18 protein-coding genes and 7 tRNA genes are annotated in these 24,643 nt (G+C 41.4%); all 25 read left to right on the top strand.

The annotated features are described in order from the left end of the window. Nucleotides 1–158 precede the first annotated feature (158 nt). Nucleotides 159–232, top strand: a tRNA-Asp gene (locus EDD74_RS03770). A gap of 31 nt (nt 233–263) precedes the next feature. Further along, a tRNA-Val gene (locus EDD74_RS03765) sits at nt 264–336 on the top strand. A 49-nt stretch (nt 337–385) separates the two neighbouring features. Continuing rightward, a tRNA-Thr gene (locus tag EDD74_RS03760) sits at nt 386–458 on the top strand. 33 nt (nt 459–491) lie between these two features. Next, a tRNA-Tyr gene (locus EDD74_RS03755) sits at nt 492–573 on the top strand. 41 nt (nt 574–614) lie between these two features. Next, nucleotides 615–688, top strand: a tRNA-Met gene (locus EDD74_RS03750). Between the two features lie 30 nt (nt 689–718). Further along, a tRNA-Phe gene (locus EDD74_RS03745) sits at nt 719–791 on the top strand. A gap of 33 nt (nt 792–824) precedes the next feature. Next, nucleotides 825–897: transfer RNA gene (locus EDD74_RS03740), tRNA-Lys, on the top strand. Nucleotides 898–1,063: 166 nt separating this feature from the next. Next, on the top strand, nt 1,064–4,291 hold the full coding sequence (carB, locus tag EDD74_RS03735; RefSeq protein WP_116440943.1) for a carbamoyl-phosphate synthase large subunit: 3,228 nt from the start codon (nt 1,064–1,066) through the stop codon (nt 4,289–4,291). A gap of 232 nt (nt 4,292–4,523) precedes the next feature. After that, nucleotides 4,524–5,915 (top strand): aminotransferase class I/II-fold pyridoxal phosphate-dependent enzyme, encoded by a 1,392-nt coding sequence (locus EDD74_RS03730; RefSeq protein ID WP_465220290.1) that lies wholly within the window; start codon nt 4,524–4,526, stop codon nt 5,913–5,915. Then, the gene (locus EDD74_RS03725) at nt 5,908–6,522 is read left to right on the top strand and encodes a nucleoside/nucleotide kinase family protein (protein WP_039861787.1); all 615 of its coding nucleotides are present in this window, start codon (nt 5,908–5,910) and stop codon (nt 6,520–6,522) included. The genes EDD74_RS03730 and EDD74_RS03725 overlap by 8 nt, the downstream gene beginning before the upstream one ends. 41 nt (nt 6,523–6,563) lie before the next feature. After that, nucleotides 6,564–7,553 carry a DNA polymerase III subunit delta' gene (gene holB / locus EDD74_RS03720; protein WP_008977656.1) on the top strand — a complete coding sequence of 330 codons (990 nt, stop codon included), beginning with the start codon at nt 6,564–6,566 and terminating at the stop codon, nt 7,551–7,553. Between the two features lie 4 nt (nt 7,554–7,557). After that, entirely contained in the window at nt 7,558–8,469 is a 912-nt protein-coding gene (locus tag EDD74_RS03715; protein WP_008977655.1) for a PSP1 domain-containing protein, read from the top strand. Next, nucleotides 8,459–9,199 carry a tRNA1(Val) (adenine(37)-N6)-methyltransferase gene (locus EDD74_RS03710; RefSeq protein WP_008977654.1) on the top strand — a complete coding sequence of 247 codons (741 nt, stop codon included), beginning with the start codon at nt 8,459–8,461 and terminating at the stop codon, nt 9,197–9,199. Before EDD74_RS03715 ends, EDD74_RS03710 begins: the two co-directional genes overlap by 11 nt. Before the next feature lie 61 nt (nt 9,200–9,260). Beyond that, complete coding sequence (rsmI, locus tag EDD74_RS03705) at nt 9,261–10,097, top strand: 16S rRNA (cytidine(1402)-2'-O)-methyltransferase (RefSeq protein ID WP_016439939.1); 837 nt, start codon at nt 9,261–9,263, stop codon at nt 10,095–10,097. A 142-nt stretch (nt 10,098–10,239) separates the two neighbouring features. Continuing rightward, nucleotides 10,240–11,352, top strand: a complete 1,113-nt coding sequence (locus tag EDD74_RS03700; protein ID WP_008977652.1) for an ABC transporter ATP-binding protein — start codon at nt 10,240–10,242, stop codon at nt 11,350–11,352. Between the two features lie 281 nt (nt 11,353–11,633). Continuing rightward, nucleotides 11,634–12,926: an MATE family efflux transporter gene (locus tag EDD74_RS03695; protein ID WP_116440941.1), complete on the top strand. Its 1,293-nt coding sequence runs from the start codon at nt 11,634–11,636 to the stop codon at nt 12,924–12,926. 45 nt (nt 12,927–12,971) lie between these two features. Continuing rightward, nucleotides 12,972–13,862 (top strand): carbohydrate ABC transporter permease, encoded by an 891-nt coding sequence (locus tag EDD74_RS03690; RefSeq protein ID WP_008977649.1) that lies wholly within the window; start codon nt 12,972–12,974, stop codon nt 13,860–13,862. A gap of 11 nt (nt 13,863–13,873) precedes the next feature. After that, nucleotides 13,874–14,791, top strand: a complete 918-nt coding sequence (locus tag EDD74_RS03685; protein WP_009263812.1) for a carbohydrate ABC transporter permease — start codon at nt 13,874–13,876, stop codon at nt 14,789–14,791. Between the two features lie 8 nt (nt 14,792–14,799). Further along, nucleotides 14,800–16,101: an ABC transporter substrate-binding protein gene (locus tag EDD74_RS03680; RefSeq protein ID WP_009263811.1), complete on the top strand. Its 1,302-nt coding sequence runs from the start codon at nt 14,800–14,802 to the stop codon at nt 16,099–16,101. A 19-nt stretch (nt 16,102–16,120) separates the two neighbouring features. After that, a complete protein-coding gene (locus tag EDD74_RS03675) occupies nt 16,121–17,629 on the top strand; it encodes a CehA/McbA family metallohydrolase (RefSeq protein ID WP_116440940.1) in 1,509 nt (502 codons plus the stop codon). A gap of 15 nt (nt 17,630–17,644) precedes the next feature. Further along, complete coding sequence (locus EDD74_RS03670) at nt 17,645–18,415, top strand: HAD family hydrolase (RefSeq protein WP_016439933.1); 771 nt, start codon at nt 17,645–17,647, stop codon at nt 18,413–18,415. Then, nucleotides 18,397–19,506 carry an ABC transporter ATP-binding protein gene (locus EDD74_RS03665; RefSeq protein ID WP_016439932.1) on the top strand — a complete coding sequence of 370 codons (1,110 nt, stop codon included), beginning with the start codon at nt 18,397–18,399 and terminating at the stop codon, nt 19,504–19,506. The genes EDD74_RS03670 and EDD74_RS03665 overlap by 19 nt, the downstream gene beginning before the upstream one ends. A 379-nt stretch (nt 19,507–19,885) precedes the next feature. After that, nucleotides 19,886–22,486: a cation-translocating P-type ATPase gene (locus tag EDD74_RS03660; protein WP_116440939.1), complete on the top strand. Its 2,601-nt coding sequence runs from the start codon at nt 19,886–19,888 to the stop codon at nt 22,484–22,486. 11 nt (nt 22,487–22,497) lie between these two features. Next, nucleotides 22,498–23,691 (top strand): AI-2E family transporter, encoded by a 1,194-nt coding sequence (locus EDD74_RS03655; RefSeq protein WP_008977641.1) that lies wholly within the window; start codon nt 22,498–22,500, stop codon nt 23,689–23,691. Next, the gene (locus tag EDD74_RS03650) at nt 23,669–24,613 is read left to right on the top strand and encodes a leucine-rich repeat domain-containing protein (RefSeq protein ID WP_009263805.1); all 945 of its coding nucleotides are present in this window, start codon (nt 23,669–23,671) and stop codon (nt 24,611–24,613) included. The genes EDD74_RS03655 and EDD74_RS03650 overlap by 23 nt, the downstream gene beginning before the upstream one ends. Nucleotides 24,614–24,643 lie beyond the last annotated feature (30 nt).

The raw sequence follows: 24,643 nt of genomic DNA, 5'->3' as shown, positions 1-24,643 counted from the left end.
GGTAGATAGGACAGAGGTGGAAGTGCAGTAATGTATGGAGCTGACTGTTACTAATCGGTCGAGGGCATAACCAAGTGGTGATAGGAGAATGGATGGAGAGAGAAAAGCTTAGAAAAGTAGTTGACTGTATGTGATTTTGAAGGTACACCAAATAGAATGGCCCGGTGGCTCAGTTGGTTAGAGCGCCGCCCTGTCACGGCGGAGGTCGAGGGTTCGAGTCCCTTCCGGGTCGCTTGTATCGATTAGATACATTTATAGTATATGGGATCATAGCTCAGCTGGGAGAGCATCTGCCTTACAAGCAGAGGGTCATAGGTTCGAGCCCTATTGGTCCCATAATTCTAATAAAAGGCGTAAGATTTACATGCCGACATTAATTGAATATGCCGACATGGCTCAATTGGCAGAGCAGCTGATTTGTAATCAGCAGGTTATCGGTTCAAGTCCGATTGTCGGCTTTGTTAAAAGCTAATCTTAGCATTTTAACTTATGGATGGATTCCCGAGTGGCCAAAGGGGGCAGACTGTAAATCTGTTGGCAACGCCTTCGAAGGTTCGAATCCTTCTCCATCCATTAGCTATTTAAAATAATAGCTGATTTTAATTTCATAATATCGCGGGGTGGAGCAGTCTGGAAGCTCGTCGGGCTCATAACCCGAAGGTCGTAGGTTCAAATCCTGCCCCCGCAATTTTTTATGCATGTCTGGTGCGTAAAATCAGCCCAGATAGCTCAGTCGGTAGAGCAGAGGACTGAAAATCCTCGTGTCGCTGGTTCGATTCCGGCTCTGGGCACTGTCAGATATAAAGCGACAAAAAACAGAATATGGAGCATTAGCTCAGTCGGTAGAGCACTTGACTTTTAATCAAGTTGTCCGGGGTTCGAATCCCCGATGCTTCACTTAGGACAATCACTTTGGTGGTTGTTTTTTTTATTATCTCACAAAAAAAAGATACATTTTGTAAGGAAATAGGGCAAAATGAAACAAAATAAAAATTTCTCTTGCAAACTTCAGTTTAGCTATGTATAATAGTTTAAAATGCGTTGAGAACAGGAGGAATTTAATATGTCACAGAGAAAAGATATTCATAAGGTACTTATTATTGGATCAGGCCCTATTATCATTGGACAGGCGTGTGAATTTGACTATTCAGGAACACAGGCTTGTAAAGCACTTAGAAACCTTGGGTATGAAATTGTATTAGTGAATTCTAATCCGGCTACGATTATGACAGATCCGGATGTTGCTGACGTTACTTATATTGAACCACTAAATGTGGATAGAATCGAACAAATTATTAAAAAGGAAAGACCAGATGCTTTATTACCAAACCTTGGAGGGCAGTCAGGTCTTAATTTATGCTCAGAATTGGCACAGGCAGGAGTTTTAGAAAAATACAATGTCGAAGTTATCGGAGTTCAGGTAGATGCCATTGAACGTGGTGAAGATAGAATCGAATTTAAGAAAACTATGGACAGCCTTGGAATTGAGATGGCAAGAAGTGAAGTTGCATATTCTGTTGATGAAGCGCTTGCAATCGCAGATAAATTAGGTTACCCGGTTGTTCTTCGTCCGGCATATACGATGGGTGGAGCAGGCGGAGGTCTTGTATATAATGTAGAAGAACTGAAGACAGTCTGCGCTCGTGGTCTGCAAGCCAGCCTTGTAGGACAAGTTCTTGTAGAAGAATCCATTCTTGGATGGGAAGAGTTAGAATTAGAAGTTGTCCGTGATGCAAACAATAATATGATCACAGTATGTTTCATTGAGAATATTGATCCGCTTGGAGTACATACCGGAGATTCCTTCTGTGCAGCACCAATGCTTACTATTCCGGAAAATGTACAGAAACGTTTACAGGAGAAGTCTTATAAGATTGTTGAGGCAATCCAGGTAATTGGTGGAACTAATGTACAGTGGGCACATGATCCAAAGACAGATCGTGATATCGTAATTGAGATCAATCCGAGAACATCTCGTTCTTCTGCACTTGCTTCTAAAGCAACCGGATTCCCGATCGCGCTTGTTTCTGCAATGCTTGCTACAGGTATGACATTAGAAGATATTCCTTGTGGAAAATATGGAACATTAGATAAGTATGTTCCAGACGGGGATTATGTTGTAATTAAATTTGCACGTTGGGCTTTTGAAAAATTCAAAGGTGTAGAAGATAAATTAGGAACACAGATGCGTGCAGTCGGTGAAGTAATGAGCATCGGTAAGACATACAAAGAAGCATTCCAGAAAGCAATCCGAAGCTTGGAGACAGGTCGCTATGGACTTGGACATGCAAAAGATTTTGATCAGAAATCAAAAGAAGAATTATTAAAAATGCTGATCACACCTACAAGTGAAAGACATTTTATTATGTATGAGGCACTGAGAAAAGGTGCTACTGTTGATGAAATTCATGAGATCACAAAAGTGAAGAAATATTTCATTGAGCAGATGAAAGAACTTGTGGAAGAGGAAGAAGCACTTCTGCAGCACAAAGGAACACTTCCATCAGACGAAGCACTTACTCAGGCAAAGAAAGACGGATTCTCAGATAAATACCTCAGCCAGATTTTGGAAATCAATGAAGACGAAGTAAGAGGAAGACGTCTTGCAATCGGAGTGGAAGAAAAATGGGAAGGTGTTCATGTAAGCGGAACAGAAGACAGCGCATACTACTACTCAACATATAATGGAGAAGACAAGAATCCAATCAGCACTGAGAAGCAGAAAATTATGATTCTCGGTGGCGGTCCAAACAGAATCGGACAGGGAATTGAATTCGATTATTGCTGTGTACATGCTTCACTGGCATTAAAACAGCTTGGATTTGAAACTATTATTGTAAACTGTAATCCAGAGACTGTTTCTACAGATTATGATACATCTGACAAACTGTACTTTGAACCATTGACACTGGAAGATGTTTTAAGCATTTATGAAAAAGAAAAACCGGTAGGAGTGATCGCACAGTTCGGAGGTCAGACACCACTGAACCTTGCAGCAGATCTGGAAAAGAATGGAGTAAAAATTCTTGGTACAGCTCCATCTGTAATTGATCTTGCAGAAGATAGAGATTTATTCCGTGCAATGATGGAAAAACTGGAAATTCCAATGCCGGAGTCAGGAATGGCAGTCAATGTAGAAGAAGCGTTAGAGATCGCTGAAAAAATCGGATATCCGGTAATGGTACGTCCTTCTTATGTACTTGGAGGAAGAGGAATGGAAGTTGTTCATGATGCAGAGAGCATGGTTGGATACATGAAAGCTGCAGTAGGAGTAACACCGGACAGACCAATCTTGATCGACCGCTTCTTAGGACATGCAACAGAATGTGAAGCAGATGCAATCAGCGATGGAACACATGCATTTGTTCCGGCAGTTATGGAACACATTGAGCTTGCAGGTGTACATTCAGGAGACTCTGCATGTATCATTCCTTCTAAATATATTTCAGAAGAGAATGTAAAGACAATCAAAGAATACACTAGAAAAATCGCAGAAGAAATGCATGTGAAAGGACTTATGAACATGCAGTATGCGATCGAGAACGGAAAAGTATATGTATTAGAGGCAAATCCGAGAGCATCCAGAACAGTACCGCTTGTATCAAAAGTATGTAACATCAGAATGGTACCGCTTGCGATCGACATTGTGACATCTGAACTGACAGGAAGACCGTCACCGGTTCCGTCATTGAAAGAACAGGATATTCCTTACTATGGAGTAAAAGAAGCTGTATTCCCATTTAACATGTTCCAGGAAGTAGACCCTGTATTAGGACCAGAAATGCGTTCAACAGGTGAGGTTTTAGGACTTTCAAGATTCTACGGGGAAGCATATTATAAAGCACAGGAAGCTACACAGCTGAAAATCCCGATGGAAGGAACAGTTCTGATCACAGTCAATGACAGAGATAAAGCAGAAGTTGCTGATGTGGCAAGACAGTTTGCAGAGACAGGATTTAAAATTCTTGCTTCTAAGAATACTTACAAATTACTTCAGCAGGAAGGAATTGAGGCGGAACTTGTAAATAAAATGCAGGAAGGTCGTCCAAACATTCTTGATTTAATCATGAATGGAAAGATCGATCTGATTGTCAATACACCAATCGGAAAGAGCGAGAATGTAGATGACAGCTATTTAAGAAAAGCTGCAATTAAGAAAAAAGTTCCATATATCACAACAATGGCAGCTGCAAAAGCAACTGTAAGCGGTATTCAGTCAATGAAAAAACCGGGCTGCGGAGAAGTAAAATCTATTCAGGAATTACACAGCGAGATTACAGACAAAATGTAAAAAATTGTTGAAAAAGTAAATAGAAAAGTGAGTGAAATAAAAACTCCAGTGGATGATGTCGCGTACATAGATCCACTGGAGTTTTCTTCTGTAGAAAGCTATTTTTGGAAACGGAAATGGAATGTGGGAAATCTTGCTTAAAGATGAACACTTTGATACAATGAGAAAGAAATGCAGTCTGAAAAAGATGCAGTTTCAGGAACTAGAAGATAGAAAGTATAGAATAGAAAATATGAAGACACTTTATGATAGATTAGAAACGTATGGAAATAGTGATTTTTACGGGATGCATATGCCTGGACATAAGAGAAACCGGCAGCTGATTCCAAATCGGATTCCTTATGAATTGGATATTACGGAAATTGACGGATTTGATGATCTTCACCATGCAGATGGGATTATCAGGGAGGCGGAAGCGCGGGCAGCCAGGCTTTACAAAGCAGAGACCACCCATTTTCTTGTAAATGGAAGCACGGTTGGCATTCTGAGTGCGATTCTTGGTTCCACAAACAGAGGGGACAAGATTCTTGTAGCAAGAAACTGTCATAAGTCTGTTTATCATGCGATAGATCTAAATGAACTGGAACCGATGTACATTTATCCGTCGCATGTGGAATCGGGAATGAGTGGAGAAATTTCCGCAGAAGAAGTAAAAACTTTGTTGGAGAGGGAACCAGAGATCAGAGCAGTCATGATTGTCTCTCCAACATATGACGGTGTGGTTTCAGATGTTGAGAAGATTGCTGAGATCGTACATCAATACAGCATTCCGTTAATCGTGGATGAAGCGCATGGGGCACATTTTGGATTTCATCCGTATTTCCCGGAAAATGCAAACAGAAAAGGGGCAGATGTTGTTATCCACAGTGTACATAAGACCTTACCTGCTCTGACACAGACAGCGCTGCTTCATCTAAATGGTCCGATCGCAGACCGGAAGAAGATCGAGCGTTACCTTCATATATTGCAGTCCAGCAGTCCTTCCTACATTTTGATGGCGAGTATTGATGTGTGCATGGAATTTCTGGAGCAAAGCGGGGAACGGGAATTTGAAACGTATGTGCAGGCGCTGGAAAAAGTCAGAGAGAGACTGGGAAGACTATGTCACCTGAAATTAATCGAGACAGAACAGTATGACCGGTCGAAACTGGTAATCTCTGTTCAGAACAGTACATTGTCAAGCAGAGAGCTTTCAAAGATACTGAGAGAAAAATATCACCTGGAGATGGAGATGACAGCGGGGAACTATATTCTTGCCATGACTTCGGTTGGAGATACACGGGAAGGATTGGAACGGTTTGTAAGTGCATTAGAGGAAATTGATGCAGCATGTAAGGAATCAAAAGAGAAGCATTGTTTCGGTAGTCTTCCACGAACCAGATTGTGTTTGAAAAGTTCGGAAGCAGTTGAAAGAAAAAATGGAATCAGCATAGCATGGGAAGACAGTGTCGGGTTGATTTCTATGGAATATGCGTATCTGTATCCGCCGGGAATCCCATTGATCGTGCCCGGCGAAGAGGTGACTTGGGAAGTTATTTCCTATCTTGAACAATATAGAAAAAGGGGATTTTCAATCGAAGGGTTGACAGAGGAAGGAAGAATAAAGGTGTGCAGCGATGAGTAAGATTTTTTATTTTATGGGCAAAAGTGCAGCAGGAAAAGATACTATTTTTCAGAAAATACAAAAGCTTCTGACGGATCTGCGGACGGTGGTAATCTATACGACGCGCCCGATCCGGGAAGGAGAAGAAGACGGTGTTGCGTATCATTTTGTAACGGAGGAGAGGATGCGAGAACTTGAAAGAGAGGGAAAGATCATCGAACTTCGGGCATACAATACGGTACACGGCATCTGGTACTATTTCACGGCAGATGACGGGCAATTTTCAGGAAATGAAAGTTGTGTGGCAATCGGGACACTGGAGTCTTTTGAAAAAATGCAGAATTATTTTGGAAAGGAAAATGTAATTCCAATTTATATACAGGTAGACGATGGAGTTCGATTAGAGAGAGCGCTTGAGAGGGAACGCACGCAGAAAGAACCAAAATATGCAGAACTTTGCAGACGGTTTCTTGCAGATGAGAAGGATTTTTCGGAAGAAAATTTAGAACGGCTTGGAATTGTGCAGCGTTTTGAAAATCTGGATATGGGAAAATGTACAAATGAAATTATGCTATATATTCAGAAAAATCTATGCTATAATAACAACAAAGAAACTGGCAGTATCTAATGCTTTCAACTAACAATTTACACACAAAGGACGTGATGATCATGGGCGGATTTAAAGATGTAATTGGACATAATGAGATTATTGAGTATATTCAGAATGCGGTGAAGATGGACAAAGTTTCCCATGCATATATTATGAACGGACAGAAAGGCTCCGGAAAGAAGATGCTTGCAGACTTATTTGCAAGGACACTTCAGTGCGAGGGAGAGGGAGTAGAACCTTGTGGAGAATGTCGTTCCTGTAAGCAGGCGGATGGAAATAATCAGCCAGATATTATCAAGGTGACACATGAAAAGCCGAATTCGATCAGTGTCGATGATATCCGCACACAGGTGAACAACGACATTTTGATTAAGCCGTACAGTAGTAAATATAAGATTTATATTATTCCGGAGGCGGATAAAATGACTGTGCAGGCACAGAATGCTCTTTTAAAAACAATAGAAGAGCCGCCGTCTTATGCAGTGATCTTTCTTCTGACAGAAAATGCAGAAGTGCTTTTACCGACGATCCGTTCCCGTTGTGTCATGTTAAAACTGAGGAATATCAAAGACAAGCTGATTAAGAAATATTTGATGGAAGAGATGGAGATTCCGGACTATAAAGCGGATATCTGCACTGCATTTGCACAGGGAAATATGGGACGTGCGATCATGCTGGCGACTTCCGAACATTTCAATGAGATCAAGGAAGAAGCGGTGCAGCTTTTAAAATATATTAATGATATGGAACTGTATGAGATTGTGGAGGCAATTAAGAGGATCAATAATTATAAGTTAGATATCACAGATTATCTCGACATTATCATGATCTGGTACAGGGATATTCTTCTCTACAAGGCGACAAAAGATGTAGATGGCGTTGTATTTGCTGACCAGCTGAATTATATCAAAGAACGGGCAAGTAAAAGTTCCTATGAAGGAATTGAGAAGATCTTAGACAGCATCGAGAAGGCGAAAGCACGTCTGAAGGCGAATGTAAACTTTGATCTTGTCATGGAACTGTTACTGCTGACAATAAAGGAGAACTAGAACAATGGCAAGAGTAATCGGGGTAAGATTTCGCACGGCAGGGAAGATTTATTTTTTTTCACCGGGGAAATTTGATGTCAAAAGAGGAAATCAGGTGATCGTAGAGACTGCAAGAGGAATTGAGTTTGGGAATGTAGTGACAGGACCGAAGGATGTTCCAGATGACCAGATCATGCAGCCGCTAAAGACGGTGATCCGTATCGCGACAGAAGAAGACCGCCGAACGGAAGAAAAGAACAGAGAAAAAGAAAAAGAAGCATTTCAGATTTGTCTTGAGAAGATAAGAAAACATGGACTGGAGATGAAGCTGATCAATGCAGAATATACATTTGATAATAACAAAGTATTGTTTTATTTTACAGCCGATGGAAGAATTGACTTCCGGGAACTGGTAAAAGATCTTGCAGCAGTCTTCCGCACAAGAATTGAATTAAGACAGATCGGGGTCAGAGATGAGACAAAGATCCGCGGAGGTATTGGAGTCTGTGGAAGACCGCTCTGTTGTCACACCTACTTGTCAGAATTTGCACCGGTATCGATCAAGATGGCGAAAGAGCAGAATTTGTCTCTGAATCCGACAAAGATCTCCGGAGTATGCGGCAGGTTAATGTGCTGCCTGACAAATGAGCAGGAGACCTATGAAGAATTAAACAGTCACCTTCCTTCTGTAGGAGATACGGTCACGACTGTGGAAGGCCTGAAAGGGGAGGTTCATAGCCTGAGCGTGTTAAGACAGCTTGTGAAGGTGATCGTGAAGCTTGACAACGATGAGAAAGAGATCAGAGAATATAAAGTTTCTGAATTGAAATTTAAACCAAGAAGGAAGAAAAATGAAGTCAGACTCTCGAAAGAGCAGATGAGAGAGCTGGCTGCGCTTGAGAAAGGTACAGGAGAATCGAAGTTAGATGACAACTAATTTAAAGCAGGAAGAGAGATTAGATGATCTCCAGATTCATGGGTATGAAATCATCCAGCATCCGGGAAGATTCTGCTTTGGCATGGATGCAGTGCTCCTTTCTAATTTTGCTGCAGTCAAAAAGGGAGAGAGCGCGCTGGATCTTGGAACAGGAACGGGAATCATTCCAATCCTTCTGGAAGCAAAGACAGAAGGGGAACATTTTACTGGGCTGGAGATCCAGAAAGAAAGTGCGGATATGGCGCAAAGAAGTGTGGCACACAATCATCTGGAGCAGAAGATAACGATTCAGACAGGCGATATCAAGGAGGCGGGCACGATATTTTCTCCCGCTTCTTTTGATGTGATCACAACAAATCCGCCTTACATGTTAGGAGAACATGGACTTAAGAATGAGGCTGATGCAAAGACGATTGCCCGTCATGAAGTGTTGTGTACACTGGATGATATTTTAAGGGAGAGTGCAAAACTTCTGAAATTTAAGGGAAGATTTTATATGGTACACAGACCGTTCCGATTGCCGGAAATTCTTACGAAAATGTCTATGCATGGAATTGAACCGAAGCGGATGCGGCTTGTGCACCCATATATCGATAAAGAACCGAATATGGTGCTGATTGAAGGATCAAGAGGTGGGAGACCGCGGATGAAGGTAGAGCCACCGTTAATCGTGTACAGAGAGCCTGGAGTTTATACAGAAGAATTGCTTCAGGGATACAGCATGAAATAGTAGACATAACGTTAGTGGCAGCAGGCTCGCTGAGAAAAAGGAAGAAGAAAGGAAAAGTGCCATGGCAGGTATTTTATATTTATGTGCAACACCGATCGGAAATCTGGAAGACATGACTTTCCGGGCGGTAAGAGTACTTGGCGAAGTGGATTTGATTGCTGCAGAAGATACGAGAAACAGTATTAAACTGCTCAATCATTTTGAAATCAAGACGCCGATGACGAGCTATCACGAATATAATAAAATTGAAAAAGGAAAGAAACTCGTACAGAAACTTTTGGAAGGACAGAATATTGCACTCATTACAGATGCGGGTACACCGGGAATTTCAGATCCGGGAGAAGAGCTTGTAAAAATGTGTTACGAAGCCGGAATCACAGTCACATCACTTCCGGGGGCAGCGGCATGTATTACGGCATTAACAATTTCCGGGCTTGCCACGAGAAGATTCGCATTTGAAGCATTTCTTCCGAGTGATAAGAAAGAGCGCCAGGAAGTCGTAAAGGAACTGGAACAAGAGACGAGAACTATCATTTTATATGAAGCTCCACACAGACTTGTGAAGACCTTAAAGGAGCTGGAGGGAGTACTTGGCAATAGAAGAATCACGGTGTGCCGGGAGTTGACAAAGAAGCATGAGACTGCATTTGTGACAACTTTAAGAGAGGCGATCGTCTATTACGAGGAAACGGATCCAAAGGGAGAGTGCGTGCTCGTAGTGGAAGGAAAGAGCAGAGAAGAGATACGAAAGGAAGCACAAAGTCAGTGGGAGCAGATGTCACTGGAAGACCATGTACAATATTATATGGATCAGGGAATCGATAAGAAGGAAGCGATGAAAAAGGTAGCAAAGGATCGCGGGATTTCCAAGAGAGATGTATATAACAGCCTGATTTAGAGGTGTTTTGAGCAACTTGTATACTAATTCCCAAAAAGTTTGTGCAAGTGGAGCATGGAACAAGATTTGATTTTCACTTATACTAATCATATCGAAAAACGAAATAAGATATGAATTGGAAAGTTTAGGAGGAAATGTAACAATGGCAAGTTTATCATTAAAACACATTAACAAAACATATCCAAATGGTTTTGAAGCTGTAAAAGACTTCAACCTTGAGATTGAAGATAAAGAATTTATCATCTTTGTAGGTCCTTCAGGATGTGGTAAATCTACAACACTTCGTATGATCGCAGGTCTGGAAGAAATCACATCCGGTGAATTGAAAATCGGAGACAAAGTGGTAAATGATGTAGAGCCAAAAGACAGAGATATTGCGATGGTATTCCAGAACTATGCTTTGTACCCACATATGACAGTATATGATAACATGGCATTCGGTCTGAAATTAAGAAAAGTTCCAAAAGATGAGATCGACAGAATGGTAAAAGAAGCTGCTAAGATTCTTGACCTTGAAAGCTTATTAGATCGTAAACCGAAGGCATTATCTGGTGGACAAAGACAGCGTGTTGCTATGGGTCGTGCTATCGTTCGTAATCCAAAAGTATTCCTTATGGATGAGCCTTTATCAAACCTTGATGCAAAATTAAGAGGACAGATGCGTATCGAGATTTCTAAATTACACCAGAGATTAGGTACAACAATCATCTACGTTACTCATGACCAGACAGAGGCTATGACACTTGGTACAAGAATCGTAGTTATGAGTGCAGGTATCGTTCAGCAGGTAGATACACCACAGGTATTATATGATACACCATGTAACTTATTCGTTGCTGGATTCATCGGATCACCACAGATGAACTTCTTAGATGCAACATGTAAAGTAAATGGAAATAAAGTAGCTCTTGAAGTTGGAGGAGCAGCAATCGAACTTCCACCAGCAAAAGCGAAAAAATTAATCGAAGGCGGATATGACGGAAAAACAGTTGTACTTGGTATTCGTCCGGAAGATGTTCACGATGAGCCAATGTTCATTGCATCTTCTCCAAACACAGTTATCGAATCTAAGATTCGTGTATATGAAATGTTAGGTGCTGAAGTTTACTTATACTTTGACTATGCTGGAGCAAGCATGACAGCAAGAGTTGACCCAAGAACAACAGCAAGAACAGGTGATACAGTGAAGTTTGCATTCGATGCAGAAAAGATTCATGTATTTGATAAAGAAACAGAGTGCACAATCACAAACTAATTTGTGTATAGAAAGAATCCAACGAATGGATGAGAAACTCTGAGAAAGTTGGAAGTGAGCGGAACTGCCACAGTATAGTAAGATGCTATGCTGTGGCAGTTTTTTTGTTCACAGAAGATTCGTTGTTCGATGCAGGCATGTAGATCACTGTTTTGTCAGATGAAAAATTAGATTTTACAGAGATTTAAAAAAGATTTTTTTGATAAAATCAAGATATCAGTTATAATGAAGAAGTTGTGCAAACAACCAATTTATAGGAAAAAGGTAAGGAAGCAAAACAAATGAATCGAAAATATTTATTAAAAAGGATCGCACAGGACTGTATTCCAACGGTGTTTTCACTTTTGATGTCCGGTCTTTATGGGGTGATGGATGGCTTGTTTGTCGGGCGTGCAGTTGGGGATGCAGGACTTGCGGCCATCAATATCGCATGGCCGATTGCAGCGGTGATCACTGCAGTGGGAATCGGAATTGGCAGTGGGGGAAGTGTGCTGTATTCCAATAGCAATGGGAAGGGAGAACAAGAGAGAGGAGAATTGGTGTATCATCAGACCATCACACTTCTGTTTGCAGCAGCAATGGTATTACTTATTGTGCTTGGATTTACATATCCCGCTATTCTAAGTGCGCTGGGAGCAAAAGGGGATGTATACCAGAAAGCCGTAGAGTATATTCAGATTATTATTTTCGGCGCAGTCTTTCAGGTGATGGGAACCGGATTTATTCCAATGCTCCGGAATCGGAATCTTGCGTTTCAGGCGATGGTCAGCATGGCTGCCGGGATGGGAGTCAATGGGGTATTGAATTATCTGTTATTATTTGTTGTAAAAATAGGAATCCGGGGAGCGGCAGTTGGGACAATTGCTGCACAGTTTGTTGTGTTGGTGATCAGTTCCTATCTTATTTATGGCAGGCAGAAAGTACATCTCAAGGTAGTGTGGCAACATAAGATGATCGGGGAAATTCTAAAAATAGGAATTTCCGCATTTGGATTGTCGCTTGCCCCGTCGATCGTGCTGCTTTTCACAAATTTACAGTGTCTGAAATATGGAGGAGATGCAGCAGTTGCGTGCTATGCGGTAATTTCCTACATTGTCTTCCCAGTGCAGTCTATGCTCATGGGAATTGGAGATGGCACACAACCATTGATGAGTTTTTACAGTGGAGCGAAAAAAATGGAAGAACTTCGTTTCGTGAAAAAAATCGCATCGATTGCAGTTGTAGGAATGGGTGCTGTTTTCTTTGTCATCGTGATTTTAGTATCAAAATATATTCCGGATGTTTTTGGAATGCAGATGGACTCCCAGGCTTATTTTGGAACCGGGATGGCAGTCAGTGCGGTTTCATTTTTGTTCACCGGACTGGCAAAGTTCCATATTTCTTATTTGAATGCGACACTTCAGGTGAAAAAAGCAATGCAGCTTATTTATGGTGAGACAATTGTCGTGGCACCATTTTTGATTTTTCTATTACCATATGTTTTCAAAATCAATGGTATCTGGTTATCACTTCCGGGGACACAGCTCATAATGCTCTTAATATTTAATGTGTTCTTTACAAAAACAGGAAAGTAGATTTTATAAATGCCTTGTATAATGCGTTTCGGAAAGGAGAAAGTTATGAACCGAAAGAGCATTATGCAAAGGCTGAAACAGATGGGAGGAGTTTGGTTGTTTGTCATACCAGCCCTGATCCCGCTGATCGTTTTCTGGATTTATCCAATATTCAGGTCTTTATTTATCAGCTTTACCGATTGGGATTATATGAGTCCCACATACAATTTTGTGTTTTTTGACAACTTTAAATCTTTGTTCACCGATGAACGGTTCTATGAAGCACTGGGAAATACAATTCTATTTAGCGTGGGGACGATCATTCCGACAATTGTCGGGGGCTTGCTGCTTGCCTTGCTGCTTCAGAAAAATTTCAGAGGGAGCGGAATTTATAAATTTATTCTATTCTCTCCGTGGGTAACACCGACCGTAGCAGTTTCCATTGTGTGGACATGGATTTTTGAACCTCAAGTAGGAATGGCAAATACAGTCTTAAAATTTTTCCATTTACCGGGCTTGCAGTGGATTCAAAGCTCAGATACAGCGATGCTGTCCGTAATACTGGTAACAGTTTGGAAGAGTCTTGGTTATGCAATGATCTTTTATTTATCAGCTCTGGAGAAAGTGCCAAAAGATCTGTATGAGGCGTGTGGACTGGATGGGGCAAAGAAATGGCAGAGGTTTCGTGATATTACAATTCCGTGCATTTCCCCAACTACGTTTTTCCTCATGATCATTACGATGGTCAATTCTCTTCAGGCATATGACCAGATTCAGATTCTGACACAGGGTGGACCGTCAGGAAGTACAAGAACTTTGCTGTACATGTATTATCAATTAGGGTTTGAGGAATTTAACATGGGAGAGGCGACTGCAGTTGCAATCGTGATTATTTTGATCACAGTACTGCTTTCCTGTGTGCAATTTACGGCATCGAAAAAATGGGTACATTATTAGAAAGGAACAGCATGGAAGGACAGAAACTATTAAATGGATATCAGACGGGACAACAGACCCGCAGACAAGGGGCAGTAATGTTCGGGCCGGGCAGGAAGATTATAAATAGTTTACTGCATCTGTTAAAAATGGCGGTACTGCTTTTGGCAAGTCTTGTGACGGCATTTCCATTTGTATGGATGATTATCAGTGCATTAAAAACGAAGGCGGAAATTATGGATGTCAGTGCTTTTCTGCCGGAGACTGCACAATGGCAGAATTTCTCGGAAGTTTTGTTTGAATCTCCAATGGTAAGATATATTGGCAACAGTTTATTTGTATCTGTATGTACAGTTGCAATTCAAGTTGTCACAGGAGCAATGATCGCATATGCGATTGTGTTTATGAGATTTCGAGGCAGAAAGATGTTGTTTGCTGTAATCATGGCAACATATATGCTTCCAACAGCAGCAACGTATGTTCCAAGTTATATCATTTTATCTAATTGGAACTTACTTAACACTTATACAGGACTGATCATATCAAATGCAGTCAGCATTTTTGGGATTTTCCTTTTGCGTCAGGCATTTATGCAAGTTCCGGCAGGTCTGGTGGAAGCAGCCAAAATCGATGGAGCAAATGCATGGAAAATCTTATGGAAAATCGTAACACCAATGACAAAATCATCATTTATTACATTTGGGCTGATGAGTTTTATCAGTAGTTACAATAATTATATGTGGCCTTCGCTGATCACGGATTCACCGGAGATGAGTCTTGTCTCACAGGGACTTCGCAGATATTTTATCGAAGGCGGAGCTTATGGAACTGAATGGCCGAAAGTAATGGCAGGAAGCACGATTATCGTTGTGCCGCTTTTAATCTTATTTATGTTTACACAGAAGTGGTTTATCAATGGAATCGGCGGCGACACAGGAATGAAAGGATAGGAAAATATATGAAATTAAAGAAAATCATGGCAATCGGGTTAATTTGTACAATGACAGCATCTGCATTTGCAGGATGTGGAGGAGCAAAAAAAGAGGAGACAGCAAAGACTGAGGATGGAAAAGTAAAGATTGATTTTTGGTATTCCGGAGGAAAGACTGCAGTTGGAGTTCTTGGAGATATGGTGGAAGAGTTTAATGCTTCACAGGATCAATATGAGATCAACAGCGTGACACAGGCAGACTATGATGAGACATATGAAAAACTGCAGGCAGGAATTGCAGGAAAAAAAGCTCCGGATATGGCACTTCTTGATGTAGATAAGGCGAGAAATCTTTCTAGAAAAGACTTGGTGGCAGATATTCAGCCATTTGTAGACGACGATAAGGCGTTTGAAAAAGAAGATTATATTGAGGTATTTTACAATCAGGGAATCGATGATGGAAAGTTGTTTGCATTCCCTGCATATGGAACTACTCAAGTCATGTATTACAATAAAGCTGCTTTTGAAGAAGCAGGTATCCAGGCAGAAGACATTAAGACATGGCAGGATTTGGAGGCAGCGGCAAAGAAAATGTCAAAAGGAGAGGAATTCTATGGATGGGAGCCGATGTGGGGATCTGGAAATATGATCGATGCGGCGCTCAGCAATGGAGCACAAATCTTCAGCGAGGACAAAACAGAAGTGCTGATCAACTCCGAAGAGTGGGTAGAAGTATGGGAAAGCTTCCGTAAGTGGATCCATGAAGATAAAACGATGAGAATCCATTCTGGCGGACAAGGATGGGAATACTGGTATAAAACAATTGATGATGTCCTGCAAAATAAGGCAGGAGGTTATACAGGATCTTCCGGAGATCAGGCAGACCTTGATTTTGATATTGTAGCTGCAATGGAGCAGCCGGGATGGGGAGACAATCCATCAGCGCCGGTTGCAGGAGCATTACAGCTTGTAATGTTGGAGGGATCTTCAGAGGAAGAAAAGCAAGGGGTATATGAATTTATGAAATTCTTTACTACGCCGGAAAATCAGGCAAAGTGGTCTATGGGAACAGGTTATGTTGCTGTGCGCAATTCCACACAGGAAGTAGAGGCATTTGAAGCATATACAAATGAACATCCACAGGCACTTGTTCCATTGCAGCAGGCAGCACATGCATCGATCATGCCGGAAGATCCAACCGGAGGAAAAGTAATGGATGCATTGCGTATTGCAGCAGATAAAGTAGAAATTGAAGGTATTTCCGCAAAAGAAGCATTGGATGAAGCGCAGAAGACCGCACAGAAAGCATTGGATAGTGTCAATAAATAAAACAAGCGAGGAGAAAAGTGTGAGAGAAAAAATTTCATTTGAGATAAACAAAAATACAGATGGGATTTTAGAGGCAGAGGTTCTGATTTCAGAACCTCTGGAAGTCCTTTCTATCATGTTAGATGTGGAACAAGTAGAAATGCTGATGGGATATCTGTTTCTTCAGGATGAAAGCGGAAAGATCCGATTCCAAAAATTACTAGGGTACAGTGAGAGAGTCATTCAGATTGGGTCATCTTCGGAATGTACGACCATCGGAGGTGTTCCGGGAAAAATTGGTCAGGGAAGTTGGAAACTGACACTTTGCATTTTTACCGAGGAGGTCCGGAAATATTTGGGGGCACAGACGATACCAGTTACCTTTGAGATCACCGGAGAAAAAAAGGAAATTAAGGAAAGCATTGGAGAAGAATGCTGGGTTTCCGAAGAACAAAAATGCCCTCTGTATTATGATCAATTTTCGTGGAATCAGAAATTTAATGGCGAAGAAAGGTGGTATAAAGGGGATTTCCATACGCATACGAGATTGTCAGATGGAAAAGAAACTGTTGCAAATGCAATGGAGAAGGCAAAGCAGATGCAAATGGATTTCTATGTACCGACGGAGCACAATGTGATTCATACGGGATGGAAGCATACAGAAGTGATGATTGTTCCGGGAGTTGAGGTGACTGCTGAAAAAGGGCACTGTAATCTTTTTGGAATTGACCGACTTCCGTCCAGAATCAAAGAAATCATCTGCAGACCGGCATCCGAACAGGCAGAAACATGGGTTACGGAGATTTTGCAGGAAGCAGCAGAAAGAGGATGGCTTGTGAGCATCAATCATCCGTTTTTACATGTTTGGAAATGGAAATTTCATTCGATTCCACTTCGTATGGTTCAGTTTCTGGAAATTGTAAACGATCCTACATATGAATATGCAAAGGAATCCAATGAGAAAGCAATCCGGTTTTTAGATTTGCTGTGGCAGGAAGGGTATCGAATCTACGGAATTGGGGGAAGTGATTCTCACAATCTGATCGAGGAGAGATATGACGGGGCTTTAGAGCCATCTGTGGCAGGAGATCCGGGAACGCATGTATTCAGTAAAGGGCTGACACCGACAAAACTGTTGCAAAATTTGAGAAAAGGACATATTTATGTGAGCAGATATTGCACACTGGAGGTAGAAATTACAGCCGATGGAGAAACCTATCTTCCGGGAGAACATATTCCTGTTGGAACAAAGGAAGCGGTGCGTATACAATATCAGGTGGTCATTCGTGGACTGGAAGAGTGCCCGGTTGTATATGCTGTGATCAACCGTGTCAGAATGGGGATGGAACTTACGGAGATAGAGAAGGGTGTCTATGAGGCGAAGACAGAGATTCTCTTTTCAGCAGGAGAATATGAATGGATGCGTCTAGATGTCCGAAAAGAAGATGGTACATTCTTAGGATATGTCAATCCAATTTACCATGGGGCAAAAACACCACAGTGCAAGACGTTTGGAGAGATGGTTCAGAAAGCATCCGGGATGATTTAGAGAGAAGAGGAAACAATGGATATAAAAGGAATTTTATTTGACAAAGATGGGACTTTGATAGAGTTTCATTCATTTTGGGTGCAGGCGGCAAAAAGAGTTGTACCAGAATTTTTAGCTGAAAATCAGATATCGCCGGATCAGAAACATGTGGATGTGGTAATGGAGGCAATGGGAGTTTTTGGGGATGATATAGATCCCAATGGTGCACTTGCTTATAAATCCAATAAAGAAATTGCAGAGGAAATTACAGAGGCACTTGCAAGTAAGGGAATCTACATAGACAGCAGGAAGGCACAGGAGCAGATTGTCAGGTTGTTTGAAAAAATTGTAACAGACAGCCAGATGCAGTTTCAGACATTTACAGATCTTCCAGAATTATTTCAGCAGCTAAAGAAAAGACAAATTCGTATCGGTATTGCCACAACAGATACGATTGCTTCTACAAGACATTGTCTGAGAAAATTGCAGATTGAAGACTTGATCGATTATGTTGGAGCCGATGATGGGGTAGCAAGACCAAAGCCGGATCCGGATATGTTTGAAACATTCTGTAAAGCATATGGGCTTGAACCAGAAGAAGTTGCAGTAGTCGGAGATACTTATAATGATATGAGATTTGCGAAAAATTGTAAGGGGAAGGCAGTTGGAGTGTTGAGCGGTGTCAGTAGGAAGGAAGATTTTCAGGATTTGGCAGATGTTGTATTGCCTTCCGTAGCAGATATTTTTTCTATTTTGGATCAAGGAGAAGAGAAAGAGGAGTGTAGTGAATGGCAGAGATCACTTTAAATCATGTATACAAAAAATATGAAGGCGGTGTGACGGCTGTTCAGGACTTTACACTGGAGATTCCGGATAAAGAATTTGTAATCTTTGTAGGACCTTCCGGATGTGGAAAATCGACAACGTTACGGATGATCGCCGGATTGGAATCTATTTCGGAGGGGGAACTTCTGATTGATGGTGAGCGAATGAACGAGGTGGAGTCCTGCAATCGGAATATTGCAATGGTATTTCAAAGCTATGCATTGTATCCTCACATGACCGTATTCGAAAATATTGCTTACAGTATGAAGTTAAAGAAAGTTCCGAAAAAAGAGATCAAAGAACGGGTACACGAGGTAGCACAGATTTTGAAGATTGAAGAGATTCTGGATAGAAAACCGGGACAGCTTTCAGGAGGACAGAAGCAGAGAGTGGCAATGGGACGTGCGATCGTTAGACATCCGAAAGTGTTTCTGATGGATGAGCCGTTGTCCAATCTCGATGCAAAACTCCGTACACAGATGCGGATTGAGATCATGAGACTTTACAAGGAACTTCAGACTACGTTCATTTATGTGACCCATGACCAGACAGAGGCGATGACACTCGGAACACGCATTGTCGTGATGAAAGATGGGATCATCCAGCAGGTAGATACACCGCAACGGCTGTATGATTTCCCTGCAAATAGATTTGTTGCCGGATTTATCGGATCACCACAGATGAATTTTATTTCGGGAATATGCCGTGTGAAGAAAACGGGTGTCTTTTTGGAAACTGCAGATTGTGAAGTGCAGATTACAGATGGAAGAAAAGAGCGGCTAAGAAATGAAGGGTATGATGGCAAGCAAGTGACGATGGGAGTGAGGCCAGAGCATGTGAAAGTATGGAGTCCAGAAGAATCCGAAGTGAGTGATCTGGTGTTGCAGTCACAGGTGAGTGTCTATGAAATGCTGGGAGCAGAGGCTTATCTTTATTTTACTTACGAAGGGCAGCAAGTGTCTGCGAGAGTGAAAGCAGATACGAAGATCCGAAAAGAGGATAAGGTATTTTTTGGATTTGATACAAAAGATATGATTCTGTTTGATTTTGAAACGGAAGAAGCAATTTATTAGAAGAGACAATAATCTGAAAGAAATAAATTTTTTATGAAAGTGAAATAAATAGTTGACAATGTGAATCAGATTGTCGTATAGTAACCATAATGAATAAAAGGGAGTAGCTAGCGTTACCCAACGTTTACGATGACGTCAGGACGATGAAAATTCATCCGTATCGTAATTAAATGGCGAGACTTTTATTGCATATAACAAACATATGCAATAAAAGGCTCGTCATTTTTTATTGCACAGTTATAAGATCTTTTTCTTTGATGTTGAAATGTTTTTACAGATTCTGGCATAATAAAGACAAGGTCATATAGCAGCAGGAGGCGTTGGAAGAACCTATGGTGACAGATAGAAACTTCTTCATTGCAGGATAGGAGGGTGAAACATGGACAAATTTTATCAATTGTCGAAAGAAGAGACAAGAAAAAAGGTAAACGGCCAGCAGGAGCCGCTTACAGACCAGCAGGTCAGGGAACACCAGGAAAAATATGGAAAGAATGAGCTGGTGGAAGGAAAGAAAAAGAGCACGTTTCAGATTTTCCTGGAACAGTATAAAGATTTTCTTGTAATCATTCTGATCGCAGCAGCGATTGTATCTGGATTCCTCGGGGATGCAGAGAGTGCGATCGTTATTTTAGTCGTGATCACGATGAATGCGATTCTCGGAACTGTGCAGACGGTCAAGGCAGAACAGTCATTAAGCAGTTTAAAGAAATTATCAGGTCCGACAGCGAAGGTACTTCGTAATGGAAATGTGATCCAGATTCCTTCGGTAGAATTAACCGTTGGTGATGAAGTTATGCTGGAAGCCGGAGACTATGTGCCGGCAGACGGACGTATTCTTCAGAATGCAAGCTTGAAAATTGACGAGAGCGCCCTTACAGGTGAAAGTCTTGGTGTAGAAAAGTCAGATGAAGTGATTTCTGGAGAAGTTCCACTTGGAGACCAGACAAACATGGTATTCTCAGGAAGCTTTGTCACTTACGGAAGAGGTTCTTTCCTTGTAACCGGAATCGGTATGGAGACGGAGGTTGGTAAGATCGCAACATTGTTGAAAACAACTTCTGAGAAACGTACTCCGCTTCAGATCAACTTAGATCAGTTTGGACAGAAATTATCTATCATTATTTTAATTTTCTGTGGTATTTTATTTGGAATCAATGTATTCCGCGGAGATTCTATCGGAGATGCATTCCTCTTTGCAGTTGCCCTTGCAGTAGCGGCAATCCCAGAGGCATTAAGCTCTATCGTGACGATCGTTCTTTCCTTTGGTACACAGAAGATGGCAAAAGAACATGCGATCATCCGTAAGCTTCAGGCTGTAGAAGGACTTGGAAGTGTATCTATCATCTGTTCGGATAAGACAGGTACTCTGACACAGAATAAGATGACAGTAGAAGATTATTATGTAAACGAAAAGAGAATTCCGGCAGCCGAGATCGATATTCAGAAGAAAGAGCAAAGACAGCTGTTGGATTACAGTATTCTCTGTAATGACTCTACAAACGTAGATGGTATGGAAATCGGTGACCCGACAGAGACAGCTCTGATCAATATCGGAACAAGACTTGGAGTAGGGACAATGGATGTCAGAGAAGCCTATCCGAGAAAGACAGAGATTCCGTTTGACAGTGACAGAAAATTAATGTCCACTGTCAATGAGATGGACGGAGAGCGTGTCATGATCACAAAGGGTGCAGTAGATGTACTCTTAAACCGTATGGCTTATATTCAAAAGGGAGATGGTGTCTGCCCGATCACAGATGCTGACAAAGCAGCGATCGAAGCACAGAACCAGGAATTTTCAAGAGGCGGACTTCGTGTGCTTGCATTTGCATATAAGAAGATGGAAGATGAAAGAGATCTTTGCCTGGAAGATGAAAACGATCTGATCTTCCTTGGTCTGATCTCTATGATGGATCCGCCGCGAGTAGAATCTGCAGATGCGGTTGCAGAATGTATCCGCGCAGGAATCAAGCCAATTATGATCACAGGTGACCACAAGGTGACAGCGGCAGCGATCGCTAAGAGAATTGGTATTTTAAAAGACGAATCAGAGGCATGTGAAGGTGCGGAGATTGATAATTTATCGGATGAAGAGTTAAAAGATTTTGTAGAGCATGTGTCAGTATATGCACGAGTTTCACCGGAACATAAAATCCGTATTGTGCGCGCATGGCAGGAAAAAGGAAATATCGTATCTATGACAGGTGACGGTGTCAACGATGCCCCTGCATTAAAGCAGGCGGATATTGGTGTTGCAATGGGAATCACAGGAAGTGAAGTTTCCAAAGATGCAGCATCTATGGTACTGACAGACGATAACTTTGCAACAATTATTAAGGCAGTAGAAAACGGACGTAATGTCTATAAAAATATCAAAGGTTCCATCCAGTTCCTGTTATCCGGTAACTTTGGTGCAATCCTTGCGGTATTGTATGCATCTATCGCAGGTCTTCCGGTTCCATTTGCACCGGTACACTTATTGTTTATCAACTTGCTGACAGATAGCCTTCCGGCAATTGCACTTGGTCTGGAACCACATACAAAAGATGTCATGAATGAAAAACCTCGTCCGATGAACGAATCTATTCTGACAAAAGATTTTCTGATTAAGATTGCAACAGAAGGTCTTTCTATCGGTGTAACAACAATGATCGCATTTTTAATTGGATTCAAGGGTGGCGATGCAGTGCTTGCAAGTACAATGGCATTTGGTACTCTTTGTACAGCAAGACTTGTTCATGGATTTAACTGTAAATCAGACAGACCGGTTCTCTTTAAGAAAAAAATGTGGAACAATATTTATCTGATCGGGGCATTCCTTCTCGGATTAGTATTGATTACAAGTGTACTGATGATTCCGGCACTGCACTCTGTATTTAAAGTATCTACATTGACCATCCAGCAGTTACTGATCGTATATGGTCTTGCAGCTGCAAACCTTCCGATCATTCAGTTATTAAAATGCTTCCGTAAGAAATAGAAGGGGGTTCAATGAACTTAAATAACGAATCAATCAAAAAAATCCGCGGACTGATCCTTTTCACAGCGTTGATCGTGATCGGTCTGTGGAAGTATGAAATTGTTCTGGATGCGGTTCATTTTTTGTTTAGCATTGCTTTTCCATTTATTTTGGGAGGTGCGATCGCATTCATACTAAATGTTCCGATGAATTTTATGGAGAAAGTATTTTTCTCCAATCAATGGGCAAAGAATAACAAGATTGTGCAGAAAATCAAGAAACCGTGTAGTTTAGTCTTGTCGATTATGCTTGTACTTGGTATTATCTTTGTTGTAATCTTCGTTGTATTTCCGCAGCTAGGAAAAACAATTTTAATGCTGGGAGAAAGCATTCAGGTATTTATACCGAAGCTTGAGCTGTGGGCAGAAGATTTATTTCAAAATAATACGGGAATCATCGAGTGGATTGAGACGATGGAGTTTGACTGGGATAAGATGATCCAAGGCGGAATTGATTTTCTCAGAAATGGAGCAGGAAGTGTCTTAAATACAACTTTTGCAGCGGCAAAAAGTATTGTCAGTGGATTGACAACATTCTTTATTTCAGCGGTATTTGCATGTTATATCCTACTTCAGAAAAAGAAGCTGACAGTTCAGATCCAGAAGGTGCTGTATGCATTTTTGCCGGAGAAAAAGGTTAGTACTGTTCTTGATATTTGTTCACTGACTTACCGGACATTTTCCAATTTCCTTACCGGGCAGTGTATGGAAGCGGTTATTTTAGGAACAATGTTCTTTATCAGCATGAGTATTCTGAGAATGCCATATGCACTGTTGATCGGTGTGTTAATCGCATTTACAGCTTTGATCCCGATTTTTGGGGCGTTTATCGGATGTGTGATCGGTACATTTCTAATTCTGATGGTCAACCCAATGCAGGCGATCGGTTTTATAGTCTTATTCTTAGTCTTACAGCAGGTGGAGGGAAATCTGATCTATCCGCACGTTGTTGGAGGATCTGTAGGCCTTCCTTCCATGTGGGTGCTTGTTGCAGTCAGTCTTGGAGGAAGTCTGATGGGACTTGTAGGAATGCTGATCTTTATCCCGATGGTTTCTGTGATCTATACATTGTTCAGAGGATATGTGTATGAAAGATTGAGAAAGAAAAATATCACAGTGTTCGAGAAGAAAGAGGAAAAGGAACATGGAACAGAGACAGAAGAATAAGGAATTTGAAATAAAAGTCAACGGAGACAGCGCAATTATTTTGCGCTGTTTTTCGTATGGAGAGAGTGCGGTGATTCCGCGGGAAATTGATGGATACAGGGTGACGGAGATTGCACCGTATGCATTTTCGGCACATATGGACCATCCGCCGGAGGAGGAAACCGGGCAGGATGCGTTGTGTGGAGAACGGTTGGAGGAAATTGTTTTGCCGGATACGATCGAGAAAATCGGTCGGTATGCGTTTTATAATTGTAGAAATTTAAAACGATTGAAGTTTTCTACAGATATTCGAGATATTGGGGCAGGGGCATTTACCGGATGTCATCAGATTGAAAAAATGGATGTGACGGTGGTTCCCGAAAAAAGGTCATGCTTCCGGGAACTGCTCATTGAGATCGGAGAGGAACAAGAAGTTATGTATCACTGCCCGGATGGAGATGCAAAGCTGATCTTTCCGGAATATTTTGAGGAGGCAGTGGAAAATACTCCGGCGAGGATCCTCGTCACAAAGACGCACGGAAGTGGGATGTGGTATCGAAATTGTATCGTGAAGAATGAATTGCAATTTGACCAGTATGATAAGCGGTTTGCGTGGGCGGTGGAAAATGAGCAGGAAGAAGTTGTGGTGGCACTTGCATTTGCACGACTTTTGTATCCGTACCGGCTTGCGGAGGATGCAAAGGAACAGTATGAGGGGTACTTAAAATCTCATGTGGAAAATGTGTCAGAGTATCTTTTGAAGAAAAAAGATATGGAACTTCTCACATATTATGTGGAACATTGTATTGACAATGTGGATAACCTTCGTGTATTAATAGACATGGTGGGGATAACCGGGGAGGCATCGATGATGAGCTATCTGATGGAGCAGTATCATCAGAGATTTGCTGTAACAGAGAAAAAGAAGAAGTTTGAATTATAGAAGGAAGAAAGATAAGAAAAGCAATGATAA

Origin of the sequence: Faecalimonas umbilicata (assembly GCF_004346095.1) — a bacterium.
GTDB classification, from domain to species: domain Bacteria; phylum Bacillota; class Clostridia; order Lachnospirales; family Lachnospiraceae; genus Faecalimonas; species Faecalimonas umbilicata.
Note: the sequence above shows the minus strand (reverse complement) of the source record. Positions and strands in the feature narration are given on the sequence as shown.

Excerpts from the sequence above, each read along its gene's own strand:
- carB (WP_116440943.1), top strand. The coding sequence starts at position 1,064 with ATGTCACAGAGAAAAGATATTCATAAGGTACTTATTATTGGATCAGGC.
- EDD74_RS03730 (WP_465220290.1), top strand. The coding sequence starts at position 4,524 with ATGAAGACACTTTATGATAGATTAGAAACGTATGGAAATAGTGATTTT.
- EDD74_RS03725 (WP_039861787.1), top strand. The coding sequence starts at position 5,908 with ATGAGTAAGATTTTTTATTTTATGGGCAAAAGTGCAGCAGGAAAAGAT.
- holB (WP_008977656.1), top strand. The coding sequence starts at position 6,564 with ATGGGCGGATTTAAAGATGTAATTGGACATAATGAGATTATTGAGTAT.
- EDD74_RS03715 (WP_008977655.1), top strand. The coding sequence starts at position 7,558 with ATGGCAAGAGTAATCGGGGTAAGATTTCGCACGGCAGGGAAGATTTAT.
- EDD74_RS03710 (WP_008977654.1), top strand. The coding sequence starts at position 8,459 with ATGACAACTAATTTAAAGCAGGAAGAGAGATTAGATGATCTCCAGATT.
- rsmI (WP_016439939.1), top strand. The coding sequence starts at position 9,261 with ATGGCAGGTATTTTATATTTATGTGCAACACCGATCGGAAATCTGGAA.
- EDD74_RS03700 (WP_008977652.1), top strand. The coding sequence starts at position 10,240 with ATGGCAAGTTTATCATTAAAACACATTAACAAAACATATCCAAATGGT.
- EDD74_RS03695 (WP_116440941.1), top strand. The coding sequence starts at position 11,634 with ATGAATCGAAAATATTTATTAAAAAGGATCGCACAGGACTGTATTCCA.
- EDD74_RS03690 (WP_008977649.1), top strand. The coding sequence starts at position 12,972 with ATGAACCGAAAGAGCATTATGCAAAGGCTGAAACAGATGGGAGGAGTT.
- EDD74_RS03685 (WP_009263812.1), top strand. The coding sequence starts at position 13,874 with ATGGAAGGACAGAAACTATTAAATGGATATCAGACGGGACAACAGACC.
- EDD74_RS03680 (WP_009263811.1), top strand. The coding sequence starts at position 14,800 with ATGAAATTAAAGAAAATCATGGCAATCGGGTTAATTTGTACAATGACA.
- EDD74_RS03670 (WP_016439933.1), top strand. The coding sequence starts at position 17,645 with ATGGATATAAAAGGAATTTTATTTGACAAAGATGGGACTTTGATAGAG.
- EDD74_RS03665 (WP_016439932.1), top strand. The coding sequence starts at position 18,397 with ATGGCAGAGATCACTTTAAATCATGTATACAAAAAATATGAAGGCGGT.
- EDD74_RS03660 (WP_116440939.1), top strand. The coding sequence starts at position 19,886 with ATGGACAAATTTTATCAATTGTCGAAAGAAGAGACAAGAAAAAAGGTA.
- EDD74_RS03655 (WP_008977641.1), top strand. The coding sequence starts at position 22,498 with ATGAACTTAAATAACGAATCAATCAAAAAAATCCGCGGACTGATCCTT.
- EDD74_RS03650 (WP_009263805.1), top strand. The coding sequence starts at position 23,669 with ATGGAACAGAGACAGAAGAATAAGGAATTTGAAATAAAAGTCAACGGA.